This window comes from Bradyrhizobium sp. dw_411 (genome assembly GCF_018449695.1).
GTDB lineage: Bacteria > Pseudomonadota > Alphaproteobacteria > Rhizobiales > Xanthobacteraceae > Bradyrhizobium.
In genome coordinates this window covers 52,533-71,485 of record NZ_JAAVUY010000023.1, presented here as the reverse complement: position 1 = coordinate 71,485, position 18,953 = coordinate 52,533, and the positions used below count along the sequence as shown (strand labels likewise).

Genomic DNA, 18,953 nt, shown 5'->3' with positions numbered 1-18,953 from the left:
GAAACATGGTTCGAGAGAGCGAAATTAGGGAAGGCGAACAGGCGGTCGAGATGCCCGGGACTGATGATGCCGGTCTGGTTTTCATCGGCCGCATCCGCACGCCCTGGACCTCGCGGCTCGAAGCGCCGCGGCAGGGACGCCCTGACGGTCCGGTATGCCGGTTGGAGATTTTCGAGCCATGGGTGCCGGCACTTAAGGGCATCGATCTCTACGAAAAGCTCGAAGTGATCTACTGGCTGCATCTGTCGCGCCGGGACCTCGTGCTGCAGTCGCCGAAGAACAACAAATCAACCCGCGGCACCTTCTCGCTGCGCTCACCGGTGCGGCCGAACCCGCTCGGCACCTCCATCGTCAGACTGGTGGGAATCGAAGGCGCGACGGTTCTGGTGCGCGGCCTTGATTGCCTCGACGGAACGCCGCTGGTGGATCTAAAACCCGACCGCTGCGATTTCACCCCGCTGGCCCCGCCGCAAGCGGGGGATTTCGAGACGGGGTAGGGCTACTCTCGTCATTGCGAGCGAAGCGAAGCAATCCATTCTTTCTTTGCGCAGCAAGATGGATTGCTTCGTCGCTTCACTCCTCGCAATGACGACGAGGGAGCCGCTTATTCCTTCAACGCCGCCACCAGCTTCGCGGCGTTTTCCTCCAGCACCTTGCCGTCTTCCTTGCGGCTGGCCGGGGGCAGCAGGGCAACGCCGTCATGACGCGGCATTACATGCATGTGGAGATGAAACACCACCTGTCCGCCGGCGGGTTCGCTGAATTGCTGCACGGTGATGCCGTCGGCCTTGAAGGCCGTCATCGCGGCGCGCGCGATCTTCTGGCCGGCGCGGGCGACATGGGCGAAATCATCCGGCGCGATATCGAGGATGTTGCGGGCAGGGGCCTTCGGGATCACCAGCGTGTGCCCAGGACAACGCGGCATGATGTCGAGAAAGGCGAGGACGTGTTCGTCCTCATAGACTTTGTAGCAGGGAAACTCGCCGCGCAGGATTTTGGCGAAGGGGTTGTTGGGGTCATAGGCGGGCATGGCGTCTCCCAAAATCTGTTTTTATGTCACAACTTTTTTGATCAGGATGGCTCGTCGGCGGCCTTGCGAAACGGTCCGGCCTCGGTGAGTTCGCGGCCAGCCTCCGCCACATAGGCGCGTTCGCGCTTGAGATATTCGTCGATCGCGCGGCGCAGGCCAGTATCGGCGATGTAATGCGCCGAAAAAGTGGTTTGGGGAAGATAGCCGCGCGCGATCTTGTGCTCGCCTTGCGCCCCGGCCTCGACGGTTTTCAGGCCGCGCGCAATCGCAAAATCGATCGCCTGATAATAGCAGACCTCGAAATGCAGGAACGGATGATGCTCGATCGCACCCCAGTTGCGGCCGAACAACGTATCGCCGCCGATGAAATTGATCGCGCCGGCGATCCAGCGGCCATCGCGTTTGGCCATCACCAGCAGCACGTCCTTGGCCATGGTTTCGCCGATCAGCGAGAAGAACGTGCGGGTGAGATAGGGCCGGCCCCATTTGCGTGAACCGGTCTCCATGTAGAATTCAAAGAAGGCGTCCCACGCGTCTTCGGTGATGTCGCTGCCGGTGAGCGCATGAATCGTGAGGCCGCTGGCCAGCGCATCGCGCCGCTCGCGCTTGATCGCCTTGCGGTGGCGCGAATTGAGGGTGGCGAGAAAATCGTCGAAATTGCCGTAGCCCTGGTTGTGCCAGTGGAATTGCTGGTCGGTCCGCTGCAGGAAGCCGTATTCGGCGAGAAATTTCCATTCGGCTTCGCGCGCAAACGTCACATGGACCGAGGAGGCCTCGGTGGCGTCGCACAGGCCGACGAGGCCGCCCGCCAGAGCGGTGGCGATGCGTTCTCTGTCGGTACCGTCTGCGATCAGCAGCCGCGGCCCGGTGGCCGGCGTGAAGGGAACCGAGGCCTGCAGCTTCGGATAATATTGTCCCCCGGCGCGCTCATAGGCATCGGCCCAGCCGCGGTCGAAGACATATTCGCCCTGTGAGTGCGATTTCAGATAGCAGGGCACGAGGCCGGCGATCTTACCGTCGCGCTTGGCCAGAAGATGGCGCGGTCCCCAGCCGGTCCGGGCACAGGCCGATTTCGAAGCCTCCAAGGCGGAGAAAAATGCATGAGAAACGAAGGGGTTATAGGGATGTCTTGAGCCAACAGGGGGCGTTTCGGGCAGGCCGGATGGCGCCAGCGTATCGAGGCTCTCAAGGCTATCCGGATCGGGAACCGGATTGGCGCAGGCGTCCCATTCACGGGCCCCGATCTGGCTGATGGACGAGACTGCTTCGAGGGTAATTTCGGATGAGGCCATCGACAATATTGGACCGGTCACGTTTGCGATCAGCCATCAGCATGTGGTGACCGCCCTCAAGATCGTGCATTGCGGCATAGAGTTCAAGGGTTGCCGTGCAGAGCGTTTTCGAGCGAAGTGGGCATCGGTTCGCGTAAAGAAAACGCGTCAAAACAAAAGGCTAAAGCCCGGTTCTGATTCAATCAAAACCGATAAGGCTTTAGCTCAAGTTCCCGGTTGAAAGCCCTCAAAAATCATCTGATCGGCATAGCGGGCAGCGCGATCGCGCTGCTCGGGAGTCCGCACCGTCCAGGTCAACAGCGGCAGCCCGAAAACATGGCGCGCGATCCGGGGCGCAAATGAGGGCAGTTCGTTGACCCAGTAAGCCACGAATTGCGGCCGGGTGCGCCACGCATGACGTAGATGCAGCATGCCGCGGCGCTGCGCCGGCGATGCATCGGGCCAGCCGGATTCGGAATATTGACGCTCGGCTACGATGCCGCGCAGAAGCCCGGGCATGATCTTGCGCAACGCCACCACCTGATCCGGGTCGAACGACATCCCCGCCACCGGCCCGGTATAGGTTTGGAGCACCTGCGCCATCCGCGTCACCAGTTTGCGGTCGCCGTCAAAATGGCTCTTGACCTCGATGATGATCGGGACGCGGCCGTTGACCAACGCGCAGAGGTCACTGAGCGTCATCATCCGCTCGGCTGTGTCCTTGAATTTAACGGCCTTGAGTTCGCGGCAGGTCAGGCCGAGCAGGTCGCCCTTGCCTTCGGTGAGGCGGCCCAGCGCATCGTCATGATGCACCATCGCCTCGCCGTCGGCGCTGAGCTGGATATCGCACTCGATGCCGAAATTACCTGCTATCGCCGCTTGTGCTGCGCCCGGCATATTTTCGACGATGCCGCTGATACGGTCGTGCAGGCCCCGATGGGCCACCGGCCGCGCCGTCAGCCAGTCCGGTGCGCGCACCTGACGCGCGGCTCAGGAGACTTCAAACACGCCTTCGACCTCGACCGCCGCATCGGCCGGCAGCGAGGAAACGCCGACGGTGGTGCGGGCATGGCGGCCCTTGTCACCGAAGGCGGCGACCATCAGGTCGGAAGCACCATTCAGCACCTTCGGTCCGTCGAGGAAATCCGGTGTGGAATTGACAAAACCGCCGAGCCGGACCACGCGCACGACCTTGTCGAGATCGCCGAGCGCGGCCTTGATCTGCGCCAGCAAATTGATGGCGCAACCGCGCGCTGCCGCACTGCCTTGCTCGATCGTGACCCCGGCGCCGAGCTTGCCCTTGGCGACCATCTTGCCGTCCGGCGTGACACAGACCTGGCCCGACACGAACAGCAGGTTGCCGGTACGCACGAAGCCGACATAATTCGCCACCGGGTTCGGGGGCGCATGCAGAGTGATGCCCTGTGCCGCAAGCTTCTGTTCGACCGTACCCGCCATGTTTCGTCCCCGTTTTGATGTGATCCGCGCTCCTGGGAACGCCGACCGTGTCGCTTTGTTTCGCGCATCGTACCGTGACATGCAAGCGAGGGTAGATCGGGGGGCAAATGCCGAAAAACATGGCAATGGCAGGGGTAAATACACCTTTTCCGTGACGCGCCCTAGTTGCGGCACAATATCGCGGTGAATACTGTCACAGAATCCATACCGAGGAAAAAACATGGCCCGCGCATTTGCCGACATTTCTTGCCTGATTTCGCCTCGCAATGTCAGATCGTTGGCGCTGACGATCGCCACCGTCGCCATCGGGGCGGCCTTCGCTCCAGTGCCGGCCGACGCCGCGGCGAGTGGCGCGTTTCTCCCCCATCAGGCGCTTTATGAGCTTAGCCTGTTGAAATCGCGTGGCTCCAACGCGATCAACAGCGCGCGGGGACGCATTCTCTATAATTTTTCCGGCAGTTCCTGCGAGGGCTACACCTCGGAATTTCGGCAGGTCTCCGAGCTCGACAGCGGCGAGGGCAAGGTGACGCTGAGCGATCTGCGCTCGACCTCCTGGGAGGACGGCGCCGGCAAGAGCTACCGCTTCAAGATCGATTCGCGCATGAACGAGACCGACACCAGCCCGGTCGACGGGGTCGCGGAGCGCACCGGCGATCACATCACCGTCAAGTTGAAGCAGCCGGAAACCAAGACATTCACGCTCGATGGCACAACCGTATTCCCGACCGAGCAGATCCAGCGCATCGTTGCGGCCGCGCGCGAAGGTAAATCGGTTCTTGAACTGACGGTCTATGACGGCTCCGACAATGGCGAGAAGGTCTACAACACCCTGTCCGTGATCGGGCAGCCGATCCCCGGCGACAAGGCCATCGATTCACCTGATCCCTCCACGCAAAACGACGTCATGAAAACGATGAAGCGGTGGCCGGTCACGGTGAGCTATTACGACCACGACACCAAGCCCAATGAGGGCGAGCAGACCCCGGTCTATGCAATGTCGTTCGAACTCTATGAGAACGGCGTCTCGCGGGCGCTGGTGCTCGACTATAATGATTTCGTCATTTCCGGCGCGCTGGGAAAATTCGACGTCAAGGATTCCAAGCCGTGCCAGACGGCGGAAGCGCCGAAGTAGGCGCCGTCCCCCGATCGTCATTGCGAGGAGCGCAGCGACGAAGCAATCCATCTTTCTTTCGTCGCAAGAATGGATTGCTTCGCTACGCTCGCAATGACGGAGCTAATCTCACTCCGCCTTTTCCGGCCCGTCATACGCAATGCCCCGGATCACAGCAGCATTGCCGAACTTCTTGCGCAGATCGTCGATCGCGCGCTCGGCATGGGCGGAGCGGCGGTCCAGCATATCGGTGTCGTCGGCCTGCGATCCCGGGCGCAGCGCGCTGACGCCGGCGCCCATCAGGCGAAACGCCGTGCCGTCGATTTCTTTCGTCAGCATTTCCCTCGACACCGCGAAGATCTTTGCCGCCAGTTGCGTCGGGGCGTGAATCGATTGCGAGCGGGTGCGCTGCCGAAAATCGGCGGTCTTGAGTTTCAGCGTAATGGTCGATCCAGCAAGTTCGCTGTTCTTGAGCCGCGACGATACTTTCTCCGACAGCCGCCACAGCGTCTTTTCGAGGCTGGTGAAATCGCGAATATCGGTCTCGAATGTGGTCTCGCTGGAAATCGTCTTGGCGCCGCGATCGGCGACCACCAAGCGGTCGTCGATGCCGCGCGCCAGCCGCCACAACCTGCGGCCTTCGGTCGAGAATTGCTTCATCAGCTCGATTTCATCGGCGCGTTGTAAATCGGCGATGATGCGAAAGCCGCGCTGTAACAGCTTTTCCTGGGTTGCGGGTCCCACGCCGAAAATGAAACCGACCGGCTTGTCCGCCAGCATCGCGCGCGCCTCGGCCTGATCGAGCGCGGCAAAGCCCCGCGGCTTGTCCATGTCGGAAGCGATCTTGGCCAGGAATTTGTTGCAGGACAGCCCGACCGAAACCGTGATGCCGATGTCGCGCTCGACCATCTGGGCGAACCGCGCCAGCACTTTCGCGGGAATCATGCCGTGCACGCGCTGCGTGCCTGCGAGATCCAGGAACGCTTCATCGATCGACAGCGGCTCGACCAGCGGTGTCAGCGCCTGCATGGCGCGGCGCACTTCGCGGCCAACCCGGACGTATTTGGCCATGTCGGGCGGGATCACCGCCGCCTGCGGGCACAGCGCCAGCGCCTTGAACATCGGCATTGCCGAGCGCACGCCGTAGGTGCGCGAGATGTAGCACGCGGCCGAGACCACGCCGCGCTTGCCGCCGCCGATAATGACGGGCTTGTCGGCGAGTTCGGGATTATCGCGTTTCTCGACCGTGGCGTAGAACGCGTCGCAATCGATGTGGGCGAGGGTGAGGGAGGGCAGCGAAGGATGCCGAACCAGACGCGGCGAGCCGCATATGCCGCACCGTTTCGCCGCGCTGTCGAGATCACCGAGGCAGTCCCGGCAAAAGCAGGTTGGACCGTTAAGCGCTGGCGCGAGGCCGCTCACGGCACATCGCGCTCTTCGGCCGGATCGCTCAGCGCCTGCCGGGCGGCGGCGATATTGGTGGGATGAAGTTCCGAGGCGGCCGCGAAGGCCTTCACAGTGGCGTCGTCCCGCATCACGAAATCGAGCACGCTGACCAGAAAATGCGGGTTGGCGGCGGCGGTGCGCAAGGTCTCCGGACCGATCCCGCTTTCGGCCAGGAACAAGCCCAAACGCTCCGGGTCGCCGGCGACAAAGGAAAGCGCTTGAATCGCAACGATTTCAGCCACTTCCCGGGGCTTGTGAATGGGCTTCTTCAACGGAATTATTTGCCTTTCCGTAACTTATGGTCTCTATTTTTAAAAGCATCATGCCCGAGTCTGCGTAACCTGTTCAAGCAAGTGAAAACCACTTCTCGCAAAGTTGGCGGTCGGGCTTAACGGGTTAGAGCGAATCTGGCGCTAGTTTGAATTCAGTTTTTGACACGCTTGGCGGCGGCGCCTGATGCGCCGCATGTTTGGGCCGTATTGCGGGGATTGGAGGGCGGGATGGCAAAAACCGTCCTGATCGTGGAGGACAATGAGCTCAATATGAAGCTCTTTCGCGATCTGCTGGAGGCGCATGGCTATCAGACGTCGGGTACCAGCAACGGTTTCGAGGCGCTCGACCTCGTGCGCAAGCTGCGCCCCGATCTGGTTTTAATGGATATTCAGCTTCCGCAGGTATCGGGTCTCGAAGTGACGCGCTGGATCAAGGACGATCCGGAACTGCGTTCGATACCGGTCGTCGCGGTGACAGCCTTCGCGATGAAGGGCGACGAGGAACGCATCCGCGAGGGCGGCTGCGAGGCGTATCTGTCCAAGCCGATCTCGGTCGGCAAATTTATAGAAACCGTCCGACGGTTCATCGGATAGGAGTGAGTTAGATGTCCGCGCGTATCCTGGTCGTCGACGACGTCCCCGCCAACGTCAAACTGCTGGAAGCCCGGCTGTCGGCCGAATATTTCGACGTCATGACCGCGTCCAACGGCACCGAGGCGCTGGCGATCTGCGCGCGCGCCGAATGCGACATCATCCTGCTCGACGTCATGATGCCCGATATGGACGGCTTCGAGGTTTGCCGCCGCCTGAAGTCCAATCCGGCGACGCATTTCATTCCCGTCGTGATGGTGACGGCGCTGGATAGCCCGGCCGACCGCGTGCGCGGACTTGAGGCCGGCGCCGATGACTTCCTGACCAAGCCGGTGTCGGATGTTGTGCTGATCGCGCGGGTTCGCTCGCTGACCCGCCTGAAGATGATGACCGATGAGCTGCGCATGCGCGCCATCACCTCGCTCGAGATCGGCGTGCAGGCGCCTGAACGCAGTGCCGTGGCCGATGCCGGGAAGGGCGGGCGCATTCTCCTGGTCGACGACCGGCCGTCATCCTATGAGCGGCTGGCGCCGGTGTTGAGCGCCGAGCACACGGTTGACGTCGAAACCAATCCGTCCGAAGCGCTGTTTCACGCCGCCGACGGCAATTACGACCTTCTGATCGTCTCGCTCGGCCTCGATAATTTCGATGGGTTGCGGCTGTGCAGCCAGGCGCGCTCGCTGGAGCGCACGCGGGCGGTGCCGATCCTTGCGATTGCCGATGCCGACAACAATGCGCGGTTGCTGCGGGGCCTTGAGATCGGCGTCAATGATTACCTGCTGCGCCCGGTCGACAAGAACGAGCTATTGGCGCGTGCGCGCACCCAGATTCGCAAGCGCCGTTACACCGACCATCTGCGCGACAATGTGCAGAATTCGATCGAAATGGCGATCACCGACGCGCTGACCGGCCTGCATAACCGCCGCTACATGGAGAGCCATCTGGGCACGCTGGCCGAGCAGGCCTCGACCCGCGGCAAGCCGCTGGCCTTGATGATGCTCGATATCGATTTCTTCAAATCGATCAACGACAATTACGGCCACGACGCCGGCGACGACGTATTGCGCGAATTCGCGGTGCGGATTCGCAAGTCGATCCGCGGCATCGATCTCGCCTGCCGCTATGGCGGCGAGGAGTTCGTCATCGTGATGCCCGAGACCGATCTGCACGTCGCGGGCATGGTGGCCGAACGGTTGCGGCGTTCGATCGCCGGCGAGACCTTCGCGGTCAACAAGGGCACCAAGCGCATCGAGGTCACGATCTCGATCGGGCTGTCGACCTTGGAGCGCAAGGGCGAGGCGGTCGCCGATGTGCTCAAGCGCGCCGACACCGCGCTCTACCGCGCCAAGCACGACGGCCGCAACCGCGTGGTCTCAGCCGCAGCCTGAGCGTCGTTTCAATCTTCGGGATTTGGAGCCTTATCGGTTCTGATTGAATCAGAACCGGGCTCCAGTCTTTTGTTTGACGCGTTTTCTACCGCAGATAAGTCTACGCAATCTGCGTAAACTCGATTGCTATACGAACCGGTATCCGCCGAGCCTGTGATCGGGCGCGCTTTCGCGCGACCCGTTGGTTCGAAAACGCTCCAGCACGAGCGGGACGCCGGCGCGGAAATCACCGCGTCCGATCAGGCGGCGCGAACCGTGTCGAGGAATTTCCCGACTTCCAGCTTGAGGCGATTGCTTTCGCTTGAGAGCGATTGCGCCGAAGAGAGCACCTGCGACGATGCCGTGCCGGTATCGCTGGCCCCGCGGCTTACCTCGCTGATGTTGGTCGCGACCTTGGCGGTTCCGCCCGCGACTTCCTGAACGTTGCGCGAGATTTCCCTGGTCGCGGCGTTCTGTTCTTCAACCGCCGCGGCGATGGTCGCGCCGATTTCGGAAATCCGTCTGATCGTGCCGCTGATCTGCTTGATGGCGGCCACCGAGGCCTGCGTTGCCGTCTGAATGCCCACGATCTGCAGGCCGATATCGTCGGTGGCCTTGGCCGTCTGGGCGGCGAGCGCCTTGACTTCCGAGGCGACTACGGCGAAGCCGCGGCCGGCATCGCCTGCGCGTGCGGCCTCGATGGTCGCGTTCAAGGCCAGAAGGTTGGTCTGCTCGGCGATCGAGGTGATGAGCTTGAGGACGTCGCCGATGCGCTCGGCGGCACGCGAAAGCTCGCTGATGCTTGCATCGGTCCGTTCAGCCTCGTGCACCGCTTCATCGGCGATCGCAGCCGACTCTGACACCTGGCGGCCAATTTCGTTGACGGACGATGTCATCTCTTCGGTCGCGGATGCAACGGACTGAACGTTGGCCGAGGCTTGAACCGACGCGGACGCGACGTCTGCCGAAAGCCGTTCGGTCATCTCGGCCGTTTTGGTCAGGCTGCTGGCGGATGCTTCCAGTTCCGTCGAAGCGGACGAAACCGTATTGATGATTTCACCGACCGCGGCCTCGAAATCATGAGCCAGTTTCTGCATCGCCGTGCGCTGATCCTGCTTGGCCGCATCGAGATAGACTGCGATCGCAAAATCCATGTCGAGCATCGAGGCGCGGGTCATGGCATTTTGCAGCACGACCCTTTTTTCCAGCGCCGCGCCGCCCCCAAACCAGCCTTGCGCATTCTTCACCTCGATTTCCCGCAGCAGGCCGGTCACGATCATGCTGTAGCCCGCGATGTACCAGCGCGGCTCAAGACCCAGCCGATTATGTACCTGGCCGATCCGCGTCACCGATTGCACGTAGGTGTCGTCGAAAGAGGCGGCCGCGATCGTCATCCAGTGCTTGAGCTGGGCTTCCTTGGCATGGCGAATGATCGCCTCGTTCGGAAACAATTTGGCGACCTGGGGATACTTCATGAGATGGGCATAGAACCGATCGAGAATTGCCGGCAACGCGCCTGCGATCAGCGGCCGCAATTCGCGCAATGCCTCTCGCGTGGCGCCGTCGATACCGATGAAATCGAGACGCGACTGGATTGATTGTTCGTTGTTCATCGAACTTTTCCTGACTGATCAAAAGAGCGGATCGACTCGGTGAGTCGATCTGCTTAACCTTGCGCTTGAAAAGATGGATAATTCAAAAACTTTGATTGCATTCTTTTTTGCGGGATTGTCCGCCAGCGGACATACGCGCGCTCTTTTTTGTTTTCAATTTTTTTGCGGTTTTCAATCTGAAATATCGAACACGTTCAGATACGATTGGCGCGCAGCGCATCAACGGTTACGGCAAGTTCTCTTGCCTGTTTTTTTCTTGCCTATTTTTTTACCCAAATTTTTGAGATCGATATCGATGGAGAATTTGCGCGACATCAATGTCGGGCAGCCATTTGGGAATTATGATGTGAAGTTTGTGTCTGGTCCGGGCGGTGATTGCGTCGCCGCGACTGGCCGCCTTAAGCTTCGAGGCGCGCGTTGCCCGTCATGAGGCGCGTTGCCCGGCGTGAGTCGTGGCCAATAAAAAACGGGGCCGCGAGGCCCCGTTCGAATCCGCCGGCGATGAGGCCGGGAATTACTTGATCTTGGATTCCTTGAACTCGACGTGCTTGCGCGCCACCGGGTCGTACTTCTTCTTGACTAGCTTGTCGGTCATCGTGCGCGAGTTCTTCTTGGCGACGTAGTAGAAGCCGGTATCCGCCGAGGAAACGAGCTTGACCTTGATGGTGACCGCTTTGGCCATGTTCAGTACCTCTGGATGTCTGGAATCGGGCGCCGGCCCATCAGGCCCGCATTTGCCGCGCAACCTAGCTTCTGATCCTCCAAAGTCAAGGTTTTCAGAGCCAAAACGTGCCTGATTCCGAGCCGTTTTGCGCATATTCTGATCGCAAAACCGGTGCCCACTTTTGCGGAATACGCGTTAACCCTCAAAGAAGCGGTTTTTCGGCCGCGGCAGGCCCAGATTCTCCCGCAACGTCGTGCCCTCATATTCCCGGCGGAAAATCCCGCGTTTCTGCAGTTCCGGCACCACCTTGTCGACGAAATCGTCGAGCCCGGCGGGCAGGAACGGGAACATGATGTTGAATCCGTCGCTGCCGAAGCCGGTCAGCCATTCCTCCATCTGATCGGCGATGGTTTGCGGTGTCCCAACGAATGCTAGGCCGCCATAGCCGCCGGCACGCTGCGCGAGCTGGCGTACCGTGAGCTTCTCGCGTTCGGCGAGATCGACGATGCGTTGGCGGCCGCTCTTGCTGGCATTGGTTTCCGGGATCGGCGGTAACTGGCCGTCGGGATCGAAGCCGGAGGCATCGGTCCCCAGCATCACCGAGAGCGAAGAGATCGCGCTGTCGTAATGCACCTTGCTGTCGAGCAGCGCGCGTTTCTCTTTCGCTTCCTCGACACTGTCGCCGACCACGACAAAGGCGCCGGGGAGGATCTTCAGGCTGTCCCGGTCGCGCCCGAGCTTGTCCATGCGGCCCTTGATGTCGGCATAGAGCTTTTGCCCGTCGCTGAGGCTGCCGCCACCCGTGAACACGGCCTCGGCGGTCTCGGCGGCCAATTGCCGACCGTCATCGGACGCGCCGGCCTGGACGATCACGGGCCAGCCCTGGACGGGGCGGGCGATGTTGAGCGGGCCGCGCACCGACAGATATTTGCCCTTGTGATTGAGCACATGCATCTTCGCCGGGTCGAAAAACAGCCCGGACTCGACATCGCGCACGAATGCGTCATCGGCAAAGGAATCCCACAGGCCCGTCACCACATCGTAGAATTCGCGCGCCCGCTTGTAGCGCTCGGCGTGCTCCATGTGGTCTTCAAGCCCGAAGTTCAGCGCGGCGTCCGGATTTGACGTGGTGACGATATTCCATCCGGCGCGGCCGCCCGAGATGTGATCGAGCGAGGCGAAGCGGCGGGCGACATGATAGGGCTCGTCAAAGGTGGTCGAACCTGTCGCGACCAGTCCGATCCGCTCGGTAACGCTGGCCAGCGCCGACAACAGCGTGAACGGTTCGAACGAGGTGACGGTATGGCTGCGCTTCAGCGCATCGATCGGCATGTTCAGCACGGCGAGGTGATCCGCCATGAAGAAGGCGTCGAATTTGCCGGCCTCGAGTTTCTGGATCAGGCGCTTGATATGGGCAAAATTGAAATTCGCATCCGGCCACGCCCCGGGATAGCGCCACGCGCCGGTATGGATGCTGACCGGCCGCATGAATGCGCCGAGCTTGAGTTGACGTTGTGCCATGGCCCCATTCCCGTGTTGGTTTTCTCGTGAGGTAGGAGATAGGGATGGCTTGCCGAAAAGGCAGCGGTAGGTCTGAGAAGAATTTTGCGTTTTGAAAGTCTGATCAGCGGGATTTGTCTACCGGTCGTCATTCCGGGATGGTCCGAAGGACCAGACCCGGAATCTCGAGATTCCGGGCCCACGCCTATCGGCGTGTCCCGGAATGACAGAATCTCTTAAGCAGTCCCCAGCACGTCCTTGTGCCATTGGCCGGCCTGGAAATGCCAAAACGGCACCTCGGCGCCATGGTCGAGCGGGCCGTTGGCGAGGCGTCGTTCGAGTTCGGTCAGGACTCTCTTGGTCATGGGATGAAGGTCGGCCAGCGGCTTCGAGCCGAGTTCGACCCAGACCAGCTCCACCAACTCGGCATCGGCATGGACCACGCCCTCGACGCGGTGGGCGATGGTCGAGGCGTCGGCGGTAAAGAACCTGGTGTCGAAGCGCCGCACACGGCCCGGCGGCGTGATCGCGCGCGCAATCAGGAAAAGTCCGGATGGGTCGGGCAACAGGCCGGCGTCAGTAAAAGGTTTCCACGCGCCGTCGAGCGCCGGGGCCGCGCCGTCCGTCTTGCGTCCGAGACAAAGGCCGGTTTCCTCGCAGGCCTCGCGGATCGCGGCGACCGCAAGTGCGCGCGCCCGCGATGGCGCGATCTTCGGCTTACCCTTTAGCAGGTTTGCTTCGAGCGGACCGGGGATCGGCGTAGCGATGGGGACGCGGCTGTCGGATGTATCGACGCGGCCGCCGGGAAATACGATCTTGCCGGGCTGGAACACCACCTTGTCGTGGCGTTTGCCGACCAGAACTTTTGGGCTGGTACCGGTGCGATCGATCAGGATCAATGTGGCGGCATCGACCGGGCGGCGATAGGGATAGTGATCGGCTTCTTTTTCCGGATTTGTTTCCGGCTTTGCCGCCTCGGTCTCACTCATCGCCCGCCGCCGCCCCGTTTTCTTTTCTTGTTGAAAGCCGGCGTTTAGGGCTCCGGATTGTTTTCGTCAAACCCGTGCATCCGCAGCGCCCATTGCATGCCGACAACCGCGCCTTTCACCGGCTGCAGCAACAGCAGCGACGCAACCAGCGTGAATGGCAAATAGATCGAGAGCTGCAGCCATACCGGCGGCGAGTAGTCGGTTTCGATCCACAGGATGATCGGCACCAGGAGATGGCCGACGATGACGATCACCAGATAGGCCGGCAGGTCATCGGCGCGATGCGGCGTGAAGTCGAGATTGCAGACCGAACAATTGCTGTCGACCTTGAGAAAGGCGCGGAACAGCTTGCCTTCGCCGCAGCGGGGGCAGCGGCCGCGAAAGCCGCGCTTCATCGAGGTCCACACGTCGCGCTTTTCGACGGCGCCGGACTCTCTGGTCCAGATTTTGGTGGTTGCGCTCAGGCTTTCCATGATTGGCCCTTTCTGGATTTGCCGGACTTGGTCTTGCCGGGCTTGCGAAGCTTTTTGCGGGGCGTGCGGCCGGGATGGGCCTTGGCCTTTGTCTTGGAAGAGTCTGCTTTAAACCTGTCTCGTCCGGGTTCGCGTTTGCGTCCGCGGGGAGCAACCTGGCCTTCCGACAGCAACTCAAACCGCAACGCGCCTGCGACTGGGGCAGCTTCTACCAGACGAACGTCGACAACGTCACCCAGCCGGTGCATGGCACCGCTGCGCGAGCCGACCAGCGCATGGCGCGTCTCGTCATAGTTGAAATATTCGGTGCCGAGCGTGCGGATCGGGATCAGGCCGTCGGCGCCCGTATCACTCAACTTGACGAACAATCCGGCGCGGGTGACGCCGGAAATACGGCCCTGAAAAGTCGCGCCGATGCGGTCGGCGAGAAAATGCGCGATCAGCCGGTCAGCGGTTTCGCGCTCCGCCTTCATGGCGCGGCGCTCGGTGACGGAAATCTGCGCGGCGACTTCGCTCAAGCTTTCCAGCGTTTCGGTCTCCGGCAACGCGCCTTCGCCAAGCCCCAGGCTGCGGATCAAGGCGCGATGCACGATCAGATCTGCGTATCGCCTGATAGGCGAAGTGAAATGGGCGTAGCGTCGCAGGTTCAGGCCGAAATGGCCGTAATTCTCGGCGGAATATTCTGCCTGGGCTTGCGAGCGCAATACCACTTCATTCACCAGCGGTTCGGAATCATGTCCCTTGACCTGCGCCAGCACGCGGTTGAACAGCGAGGGTCGCAACGCGCCGCTTTTGGCGAACGGCAGATCAAGCGTTTTCAGAAATTCCTGCAGGTTATGAACCTTCTCAAGCGTCGGTTCATCGTGCACCCGATAGATAAGCGGTAGCGCCTTTTTTTCAAGCATTTCGGCCGCCGCGACGTTGGCCAAAATCATGAATTCCTCGATCAGTTTGTGCGCGTCGAGACGCTCCGGCACGATCACGCGATCCACCGTGCCGTCAGGCTTGAGCAGGATCTTGCGCTCGGGAATGTCGAGATCGAGCGGGTCGCGCTCGTCGCGTGCGCGCTTCACCACGGCGTAGGCGTCGTAGAGCGGTTTCAGGATCGGATCGAGCAGGGGGCCGGTGGTGTCGTCGGGCCGCCCATCGATCGCGGCCTGCGCCTGCGCGTAATTGAGCTTGGCGGCCGAGCGCATCAGGATGCGGTGGAAAGTATGCGAGCGCTTGCGGCCGTCATTGCCGATCACCATCCGCACCGCCAGCGCGCCGCGCGGCTCGCCCGGCACCAATGAGCACAGATCGTTGGAGATGCGCTCCGGCAGCATCGGCACCACTCGGTCGGGAAAATATACCGAATTGCCGCGGGTCAGCGCGTCGCGGTCGAGCGCCGATCCCGGTCGCACATAGAACGCGACATCGGCGATCGCGACATGGACGATATAGCCGCCTTTGTTGTCCGGATCGGAGTCGGGTTCAGCGTGAACCGCGTCGTCGTGGTCCTTGGCATCAGGCGGATCGATCGTGACCAGCGGCAATTCGCGCCAGTCCTCGCGTCCCGCCAGCGTCGCGGGTTTTGCCGCTTCGGCCTCGCGCAAGGCGGCGGGCGAGAACGCCTGCGGAATCTCATGGGAAGCAATGGCGATCAGGCTGACCGCTTTCTCCGACGACAATGAGCCCAGCCGCTCTTTCACCTTGCCGGAAGCGAGTCCAAAACCGCGCGAGCGCACGAGATCGACGCTGACGAGATCGCCGTCCTCGGCGCCGCCGGTGTCGGCCTTGGCGATGTTCAACTCGCGGCCGGCCTGTTTCTTGTCGACGGGAATAAGACGTCCGCCGCCCCCGGGCAGGCTACGGAAGATTCCGAGCACGCGGGTCTTGGAGTGATCGATGACCTTGATGACCCGCGCGCGATAGGCCGCGCCCTCGCTGTCGTCGGCTTTCTCGACGCGCAGCAGCGCGCGGTCGCCGACACCCGCCGCTGTGCCCGGCTGCGGTCGGCGTGGAACGTGGATACGGATTTTCGGTGCGGCGCCGCTTTCCTCTTCGTCCCATTCGGTGGGGGTGGCGATCAGTTCGCCGTCGCTGTCGCGTCCGGTGATGTCGGCCATCACGGTCGGCGGCAGCGCCGCCGGCTGGTGAATCTTCTTGCCGCGTTTGGCGATGGTGCCGTCAGCCGCGAGTTCGCGCAGGATGCGTTTCAGCTCGACGCGGTCGGCATTCTTGAGGCCGAATTCCCGCGCGATCTCGCGGGTGCCGACATCGGTGGATTGCGCGCGAACGAAGGCGACGATGGCATCCCGGCTCGGAAAACCGCTGTCGCGTTGTTTTGCCACGCTATCCGTTTGCTTTCCCGGCGCTCTTCTTGGCGGCCGGCTTTGCGGCCTTGGAAGGCGAGGTCTTGGTCGGCGACGTCTTGGCCGTCACTGGCGCGCGCGCCTTGCTGGCGGCTTCCGATTTCGGCTTCGCTTTCTTGGCTGCGGGCTTCTTGGCGGGTTTTGCCGCCTTCGCATCCGCCCCGGCTGCCGCCGGTTTGGCCGCTTTGGCTTTCTTGGCGCCACGCTTGGGCTTGCCGCCGCCTTTCGCCACGCGCTCGTCGATCAGCGCGATGGCTTCGGGCAGGGTGATGGTGTCCTGCGTCTTGTCGCTGGGGATGGTGGCGTTGACGCCGCCTGCGGTGACGTAGGCGCCGTAGCGGCCGCTCTTGACCGCGACACCGCCAAGCGTCGGGTGATCGCCAAGCGGCTTGCCGGGATCGGCGCCGAAGCGGCGGCCGCTCGGGCCCTTGGCGATTTTCTCGGCAATCAGCGTGACCGCGCGATTGAGGCCGATGTCGAATACCTCGTCGCCGGCCTCGAGGCTGGCATAGGTCTTCTCATGGCGCACGAACGGACCGAAGCGGCCGAGACCCGCTGTGATCGGCTCGCCGGTCTCCGGGTGTTTGCCGATTTCGCGCGGCAGCGACAGCAGTTTCAAGGCGAGCTCAAGCTCGATATCGCCGGGCGACATGTTCTTCGGGATGCCCGCGCGCTTGGGCTTTTCGCCCTCGGCGTAATCCTTTTGATCGCCGAGCTGGATGTAAGGGCCGAACCGGCCGGCCTTCACCACGACGTCCAGGTCAGACACCGGATCCTTGCCGAGGATGCGATCCACACTGGCTTCGCTGTCGGCGGCGAGCGGACGGGTGTAGCGGCATTCCGGATAATTGGTGCAGCCGACGAAGGCGCCGAACTTCCCGGCCTTGAGGTTGAGCTTGCCGGTGCCGCAGGTCGGGCACTGGCGGGGATCGCCGCCATCCTCGCGCGGCGCGTAGATGTGCGGACCCAGCATGTCGTCGAGCGCATCCAGCACCTGGGTGACGCGCAGGTCCTTGATCTCGTTGACCGCGCCGATGAAGTCGCCCCAGAAATCCTTCAGCACCTGCTGCCAGGAAATCTCGTTGTTGGAGATGCGGTCGAGTTGCTCTTCGAGCGCGGCGGTGAAATCATATTCGACATAGCGCGCGAAGAAATTTTCCAGGAACGCGACCACGACGCGGCCCTTGTCCTCGCCGTGCAGACGTTTCTTCTCGAGTTTGACGTAGCCGCGGTCTTTCAGCACCTGCAGGATCGAGGCATAGGTCGAGGGACGGCCGATGCCGAGTTCTTCCATGCGCTTGACCAGCGACGCCTCGGAAAACCGTGGCGGCGGTTCGGTGAAGTGCTGGGTGACCGCGAGTTCCTTGCGCTTGAGCGCCTCGCCCTCGCTCATGGCGGGGAGGCGGCGCGAATCCTCGTCGTCGGCGTCGTCGTCGCGGCCTTCCTGATAGAGCGCGAGGAAGCCGTCGAATTTCACCACCTGGCCGGTGGCGCGCAGTTCGAGCACGCGCGATCCCGCTTTCGCTGTGATGTCGACAGTGGTGCGTTCCAGTTCGGCCGATTCCATCTGGCTCGCGATGGTGCGGGTCCAGATCAGCTCATAGAGCTTGGCCTGATCGGTATCGAGGCGGTGGCGCATATCGGCCGGGCGGCGCGACAGGTCGGTCGGCCGGATGGCTTCGTGCGCTTCCTGGGCGTTCTTGGCCTTGGTCTGATACTGGCGCGGGGCGTCCGGCACATAAGCGTTGCCGTAATCCTCGCCGATCACCTTGCGGGCCTGCGTAATCGCCGAGCCGTCGATCTGCACGCCGTCGGTTCGCATATAAGTAATGAGGCCAGTGGTCTCGCCGCCGATATCGATGCCCTCATACAGCCGCTGCGCGATCCGCATGGTGTGCGCGGGCGCAAAACCCATCTTGCGGCTGGCTTCCTGCTGCAGCGTCGAAGTAGTGAAGGGCGCGTGCGGATTGCGGCGCGCGGGCTTCGCTTCGACCGTCGAGACCGAGAAGTTGGCGGCCTCGATCGCCTTCTTGAGATCTTCCGCCTCGGCGCCGGTACCGATGTCGAGCCGCTGGATCTTCTTGCCGTCGGCGCCGATCAGACGCGCCTCGAAGGCGTCGCCGCGCGGCGTGGTCAGGGTTGCGACCAATGACCAGTATTCGCGGGGTACGAATTTTTCGATTTCGAGTTCGCGGTCGCAGACCAGCCGCAGCGCCACCGACTGCACCCGCCCGGCGGAACGCGCGCCCGGCAATTTACGCCACAGCACCGGCGAGAGCGTGAAGCCGACCAGATAGTCCAGCGCACGTCGCGCCATATAGGCATCGACCAGCGCGCCATCGATCTGGCGCGGGTTTTTCATCGCGTCCGTCACCGCCTGCTTGGTGATGGCGTTGAACACCACGCGTTCGATCGTGTGATCCTTGATCGCACGCTTCTCCTTCAGCACCTCCAGCACATGCCAGGAGATTGCTTCGCCCTCGCGATCAGGGTCGGTTGCGAGGATCAGCTTGTCGGCGCCCTTGAGCGCTTTGGCGATATCATTGAGTCGGCTGGCGGCTTTGGGGTCGACTTCCCAGATCATCTGGAAATTGGCGTCCGGATCGACCGATCCGTTCTTGGCCGGGAGGTCGCGGACATGGCCGAAAGAAGCCAGAACCTCATAGGAGGCGCCGAGATATTTGTTGATTGTCTTGGCTTTCGCCGGCGACTCGACAATGACGATATTCATGTCATTCCAATAGCTTACGGGAAAAATAAAGGCCGGTTCCGCGAGACTCGCGTCGGCCGTTTCGAAGCGAACATGGGTGCAGG

Annotated in this window: 17 protein-coding genes; 4 read left to right on the top strand and 13 right to left on the bottom strand. The window is 62.0% G+C overall.

Annotated features, from left to right (window positions below):
* The first annotated feature begins 5 nt into the window (after positions 1-5).
* A complete protein-coding gene (gene tsaA, locus HB676_RS29965) occupies positions 6-497 on the top strand; it encodes a tRNA (N6-threonylcarbamoyladenosine(37)-N6)-methyltransferase TrmO (protein WP_213742092.1) in 492 nt (163 codons plus the stop codon).
* 107 nt (positions 498-604) lie between these two features.
* Here the strand turns inward: tsaA and HB676_RS29960 are convergent, their stop codons facing one another.
* The 4 genes from HB676_RS29960 to HB676_RS29945 all read right to left on the bottom strand — a co-directional run bounded on the left by HB676_RS29960 (position 605) and on the right by HB676_RS29945 (position 3,759).
* Positions 605-1,030, bottom strand: a complete 426-nt coding sequence (locus HB676_RS29960; protein WP_213742091.1) for an HIT family protein — start codon at positions 1,028-1,030, stop codon at positions 605-607.
* Positions 1,031-1,071: 41 nt separating this feature from the next.
* Positions 1,072-2,322, bottom strand: a complete 1,251-nt coding sequence (locus tag HB676_RS29955; RefSeq protein ID WP_213742090.1) for a GNAT family N-acetyltransferase — start codon at positions 2,320-2,322, stop codon at positions 1,072-1,074.
* Positions 2,323-2,526: 204 nt separating this feature from the next.
* Positions 2,527-3,279, bottom strand: a complete 753-nt coding sequence (locus tag HB676_RS29950) for a glycerophosphodiester phosphodiesterase (protein ID WP_213742089.1) — start codon at positions 3,277-3,279, stop codon at positions 2,527-2,529.
* Positions 3,280-3,291: 12 nt separating this feature from the next.
* Positions 3,292-3,759, bottom strand: coding sequence for a RidA family protein (locus HB676_RS29945; protein ID WP_213742088.1), 468 nt, complete (start codon positions 3,757-3,759; stop codon positions 3,292-3,294).
* Positions 3,760-3,979: 220 nt separating this feature from the next.
* Between HB676_RS29945 and HB676_RS29940 the strand changes: the two genes are divergently transcribed.
* Positions 3,980-4,891: a cell envelope integrity EipB family protein gene (locus HB676_RS29940; protein ID WP_213742087.1), complete on the top strand. Its 912-nt coding sequence runs from the start codon at positions 3,980-3,982 to the stop codon at positions 4,889-4,891.
* Between the two features lie 108 nt (positions 4,892-4,999).
* On the opposite strand, the gene HB676_RS29935 is transcribed toward HB676_RS29940, so the two are convergent.
* Positions 5,000-6,292, bottom strand: coding sequence for a DNA polymerase IV (locus tag HB676_RS29935; protein WP_213742086.1), 1,293 nt, complete (start codon positions 6,290-6,292; stop codon positions 5,000-5,002).
* Positions 6,289-6,588 (bottom strand): DUF3572 domain-containing protein, encoded by a 300-nt coding sequence (locus HB676_RS29930; protein ID WP_213742085.1) that lies wholly within the window; start codon positions 6,586-6,588, stop codon positions 6,289-6,291. The genes HB676_RS29935 and HB676_RS29930 overlap by 4 nt, the downstream gene beginning before the upstream one ends.
* Before the next feature lie 228 nt (positions 6,589-6,816).
* Here HB676_RS29930 and HB676_RS29925 point away from each other — a divergent pair, with 228 nt between their 5' ends.
* Together HB676_RS29925 and HB676_RS29920 are read left to right on the top strand one after the other, a co-directional pair.
* Complete coding sequence (locus HB676_RS29925; RefSeq protein WP_213742084.1) at positions 6,817-7,182, top strand: response regulator; 366 nt, start codon at positions 6,817-6,819, stop codon at positions 7,180-7,182.
* Between the two features lie 11 nt (positions 7,183-7,193).
* On the top strand, positions 7,194-8,567 hold the full coding sequence (locus tag HB676_RS29920) for a PleD family two-component system response regulator (protein WP_213742083.1): 1,374 nt from the start codon (positions 7,194-7,196) through the stop codon (positions 8,565-8,567).
* A 239-nt stretch (positions 8,568-8,806) separates the two neighbouring features.
* On the opposite strand, the gene HB676_RS29915 is transcribed toward HB676_RS29920, so the two are convergent.
* The 7 genes from HB676_RS29915 to topA all read right to left on the bottom strand — a co-directional run bounded on the left by HB676_RS29915 (position 8,807) and on the right by topA (position 18,870).
* Positions 8,807-10,159, bottom strand: coding sequence for a globin-coupled sensor protein (locus tag HB676_RS29915; RefSeq protein WP_213742082.1), 1,353 nt, complete (start codon positions 10,157-10,159; stop codon positions 8,807-8,809).
* Between the two features lie 514 nt (positions 10,160-10,673).
* Complete coding sequence (gene rpmG / locus HB676_RS29910; protein ID WP_159011529.1) at positions 10,674-10,841, bottom strand: 50S ribosomal protein L33; 168 nt, start codon at positions 10,839-10,841, stop codon at positions 10,674-10,676.
* Positions 10,842-11,018: 177 nt separating this feature from the next.
* Entirely contained in the window at positions 11,019-12,344 is a 1,326-nt protein-coding gene (locus HB676_RS29905) for an LLM class flavin-dependent oxidoreductase (RefSeq protein ID WP_213742081.1), read from the bottom strand.
* Positions 12,345-12,559: 215 nt separating this feature from the next.
* On the bottom strand, positions 12,560-13,312 hold the full coding sequence (locus HB676_RS29900; RefSeq protein ID WP_213742080.1) for an NUDIX hydrolase: 753 nt from the start codon (positions 13,310-13,312) through the stop codon (positions 12,560-12,562).
* A 44-nt stretch (positions 13,313-13,356) separates the two neighbouring features.
* Positions 13,357-13,785: a DUF983 domain-containing protein gene (locus HB676_RS29895; RefSeq protein ID WP_213742079.1), complete on the bottom strand. Its 429-nt coding sequence runs from the start codon at positions 13,783-13,785 to the stop codon at positions 13,357-13,359.
* Positions 13,773-16,118: a ribonuclease R gene (gene rnr / locus HB676_RS29890; protein ID WP_213742078.1), complete on the bottom strand. Its 2,346-nt coding sequence runs from the start codon at positions 16,116-16,118 to the stop codon at positions 13,773-13,775. The genes HB676_RS29895 and rnr overlap by 13 nt, the downstream gene beginning before the upstream one ends.
* 1 nt (position 16,119) lies before the next feature.
* Positions 16,120-18,870, bottom strand: coding sequence for a type I DNA topoisomerase (topA, locus tag HB676_RS29885; RefSeq protein ID WP_213742077.1), 2,751 nt, complete (start codon positions 18,868-18,870; stop codon positions 16,120-16,122).
* Positions 18,871-18,953: the final 83 nt, after the last annotated feature.

Bases quoted from the DNA above. Each gene is read 5' to 3' on its own strand.
- HB676_RS29960 (WP_213742091.1), bottom strand. From the start codon at position 1,030: ATGCCCGCCTATGACCCCAACAACCCCTTCGCCAAAATCCTGCGCGGC.
- HB676_RS29940 (WP_213742087.1), top strand. From the start codon at position 3,980: ATGGCCCGCGCATTTGCCGACATTTCTTGCCTGATTTCGCCTCGCAAT.
- HB676_RS29900 (WP_213742080.1), bottom strand. From the start codon at position 13,312: ATGAGTGAGACCGAGGCGGCAAAGCCGGAAACAAATCCGGAAAAAGAA.
- HB676_RS29915 (WP_213742082.1), bottom strand. From the start codon at position 10,159: ATGAACAACGAACAATCAATCCAGTCGCGTCTCGATTTCATCGGTATC.
- rpmG (WP_159011529.1), bottom strand. From the start codon at position 10,841: ATGGCCAAAGCGGTCACCATCAAGGTCAAGCTCGTTTCCTCGGCGGAT.
- HB676_RS29905 (WP_213742081.1), bottom strand. From the start codon at position 12,344: ATGGCACAACGTCAACTCAAGCTCGGCGCATTCATGCGGCCGGTCAGC.
- HB676_RS29955 (WP_213742090.1), bottom strand. From the start codon at position 2,322: ATGGCCTCATCCGAAATTACCCTCGAAGCAGTCTCGTCCATCAGCCAG.
- HB676_RS29925 (WP_213742084.1), top strand. From the start codon at position 6,817: ATGGCAAAAACCGTCCTGATCGTGGAGGACAATGAGCTCAATATGAAG.
- HB676_RS29895 (WP_213742079.1), bottom strand. From the start codon at position 13,785: ATGGAAAGCCTGAGCGCAACCACCAAAATCTGGACCAGAGAGTCCGGC.
- HB676_RS29920 (WP_213742083.1), top strand. From the start codon at position 7,194: ATGTCCGCGCGTATCCTGGTCGTCGACGACGTCCCCGCCAACGTCAAA.
- HB676_RS29945 (WP_213742088.1), bottom strand. From the start codon at position 3,759: ATGGCGGGTACGGTCGAACAGAAGCTTGCGGCACAGGGCATCACTCTG.
- topA (WP_213742077.1), bottom strand. From the start codon at position 18,870: ATGAATATCGTCATTGTCGAGTCGCCGGCGAAAGCCAAGACAATCAAC.
- tsaA (WP_213742092.1), top strand. From the start codon at position 6: ATGGTTCGAGAGAGCGAAATTAGGGAAGGCGAACAGGCGGTCGAGATG.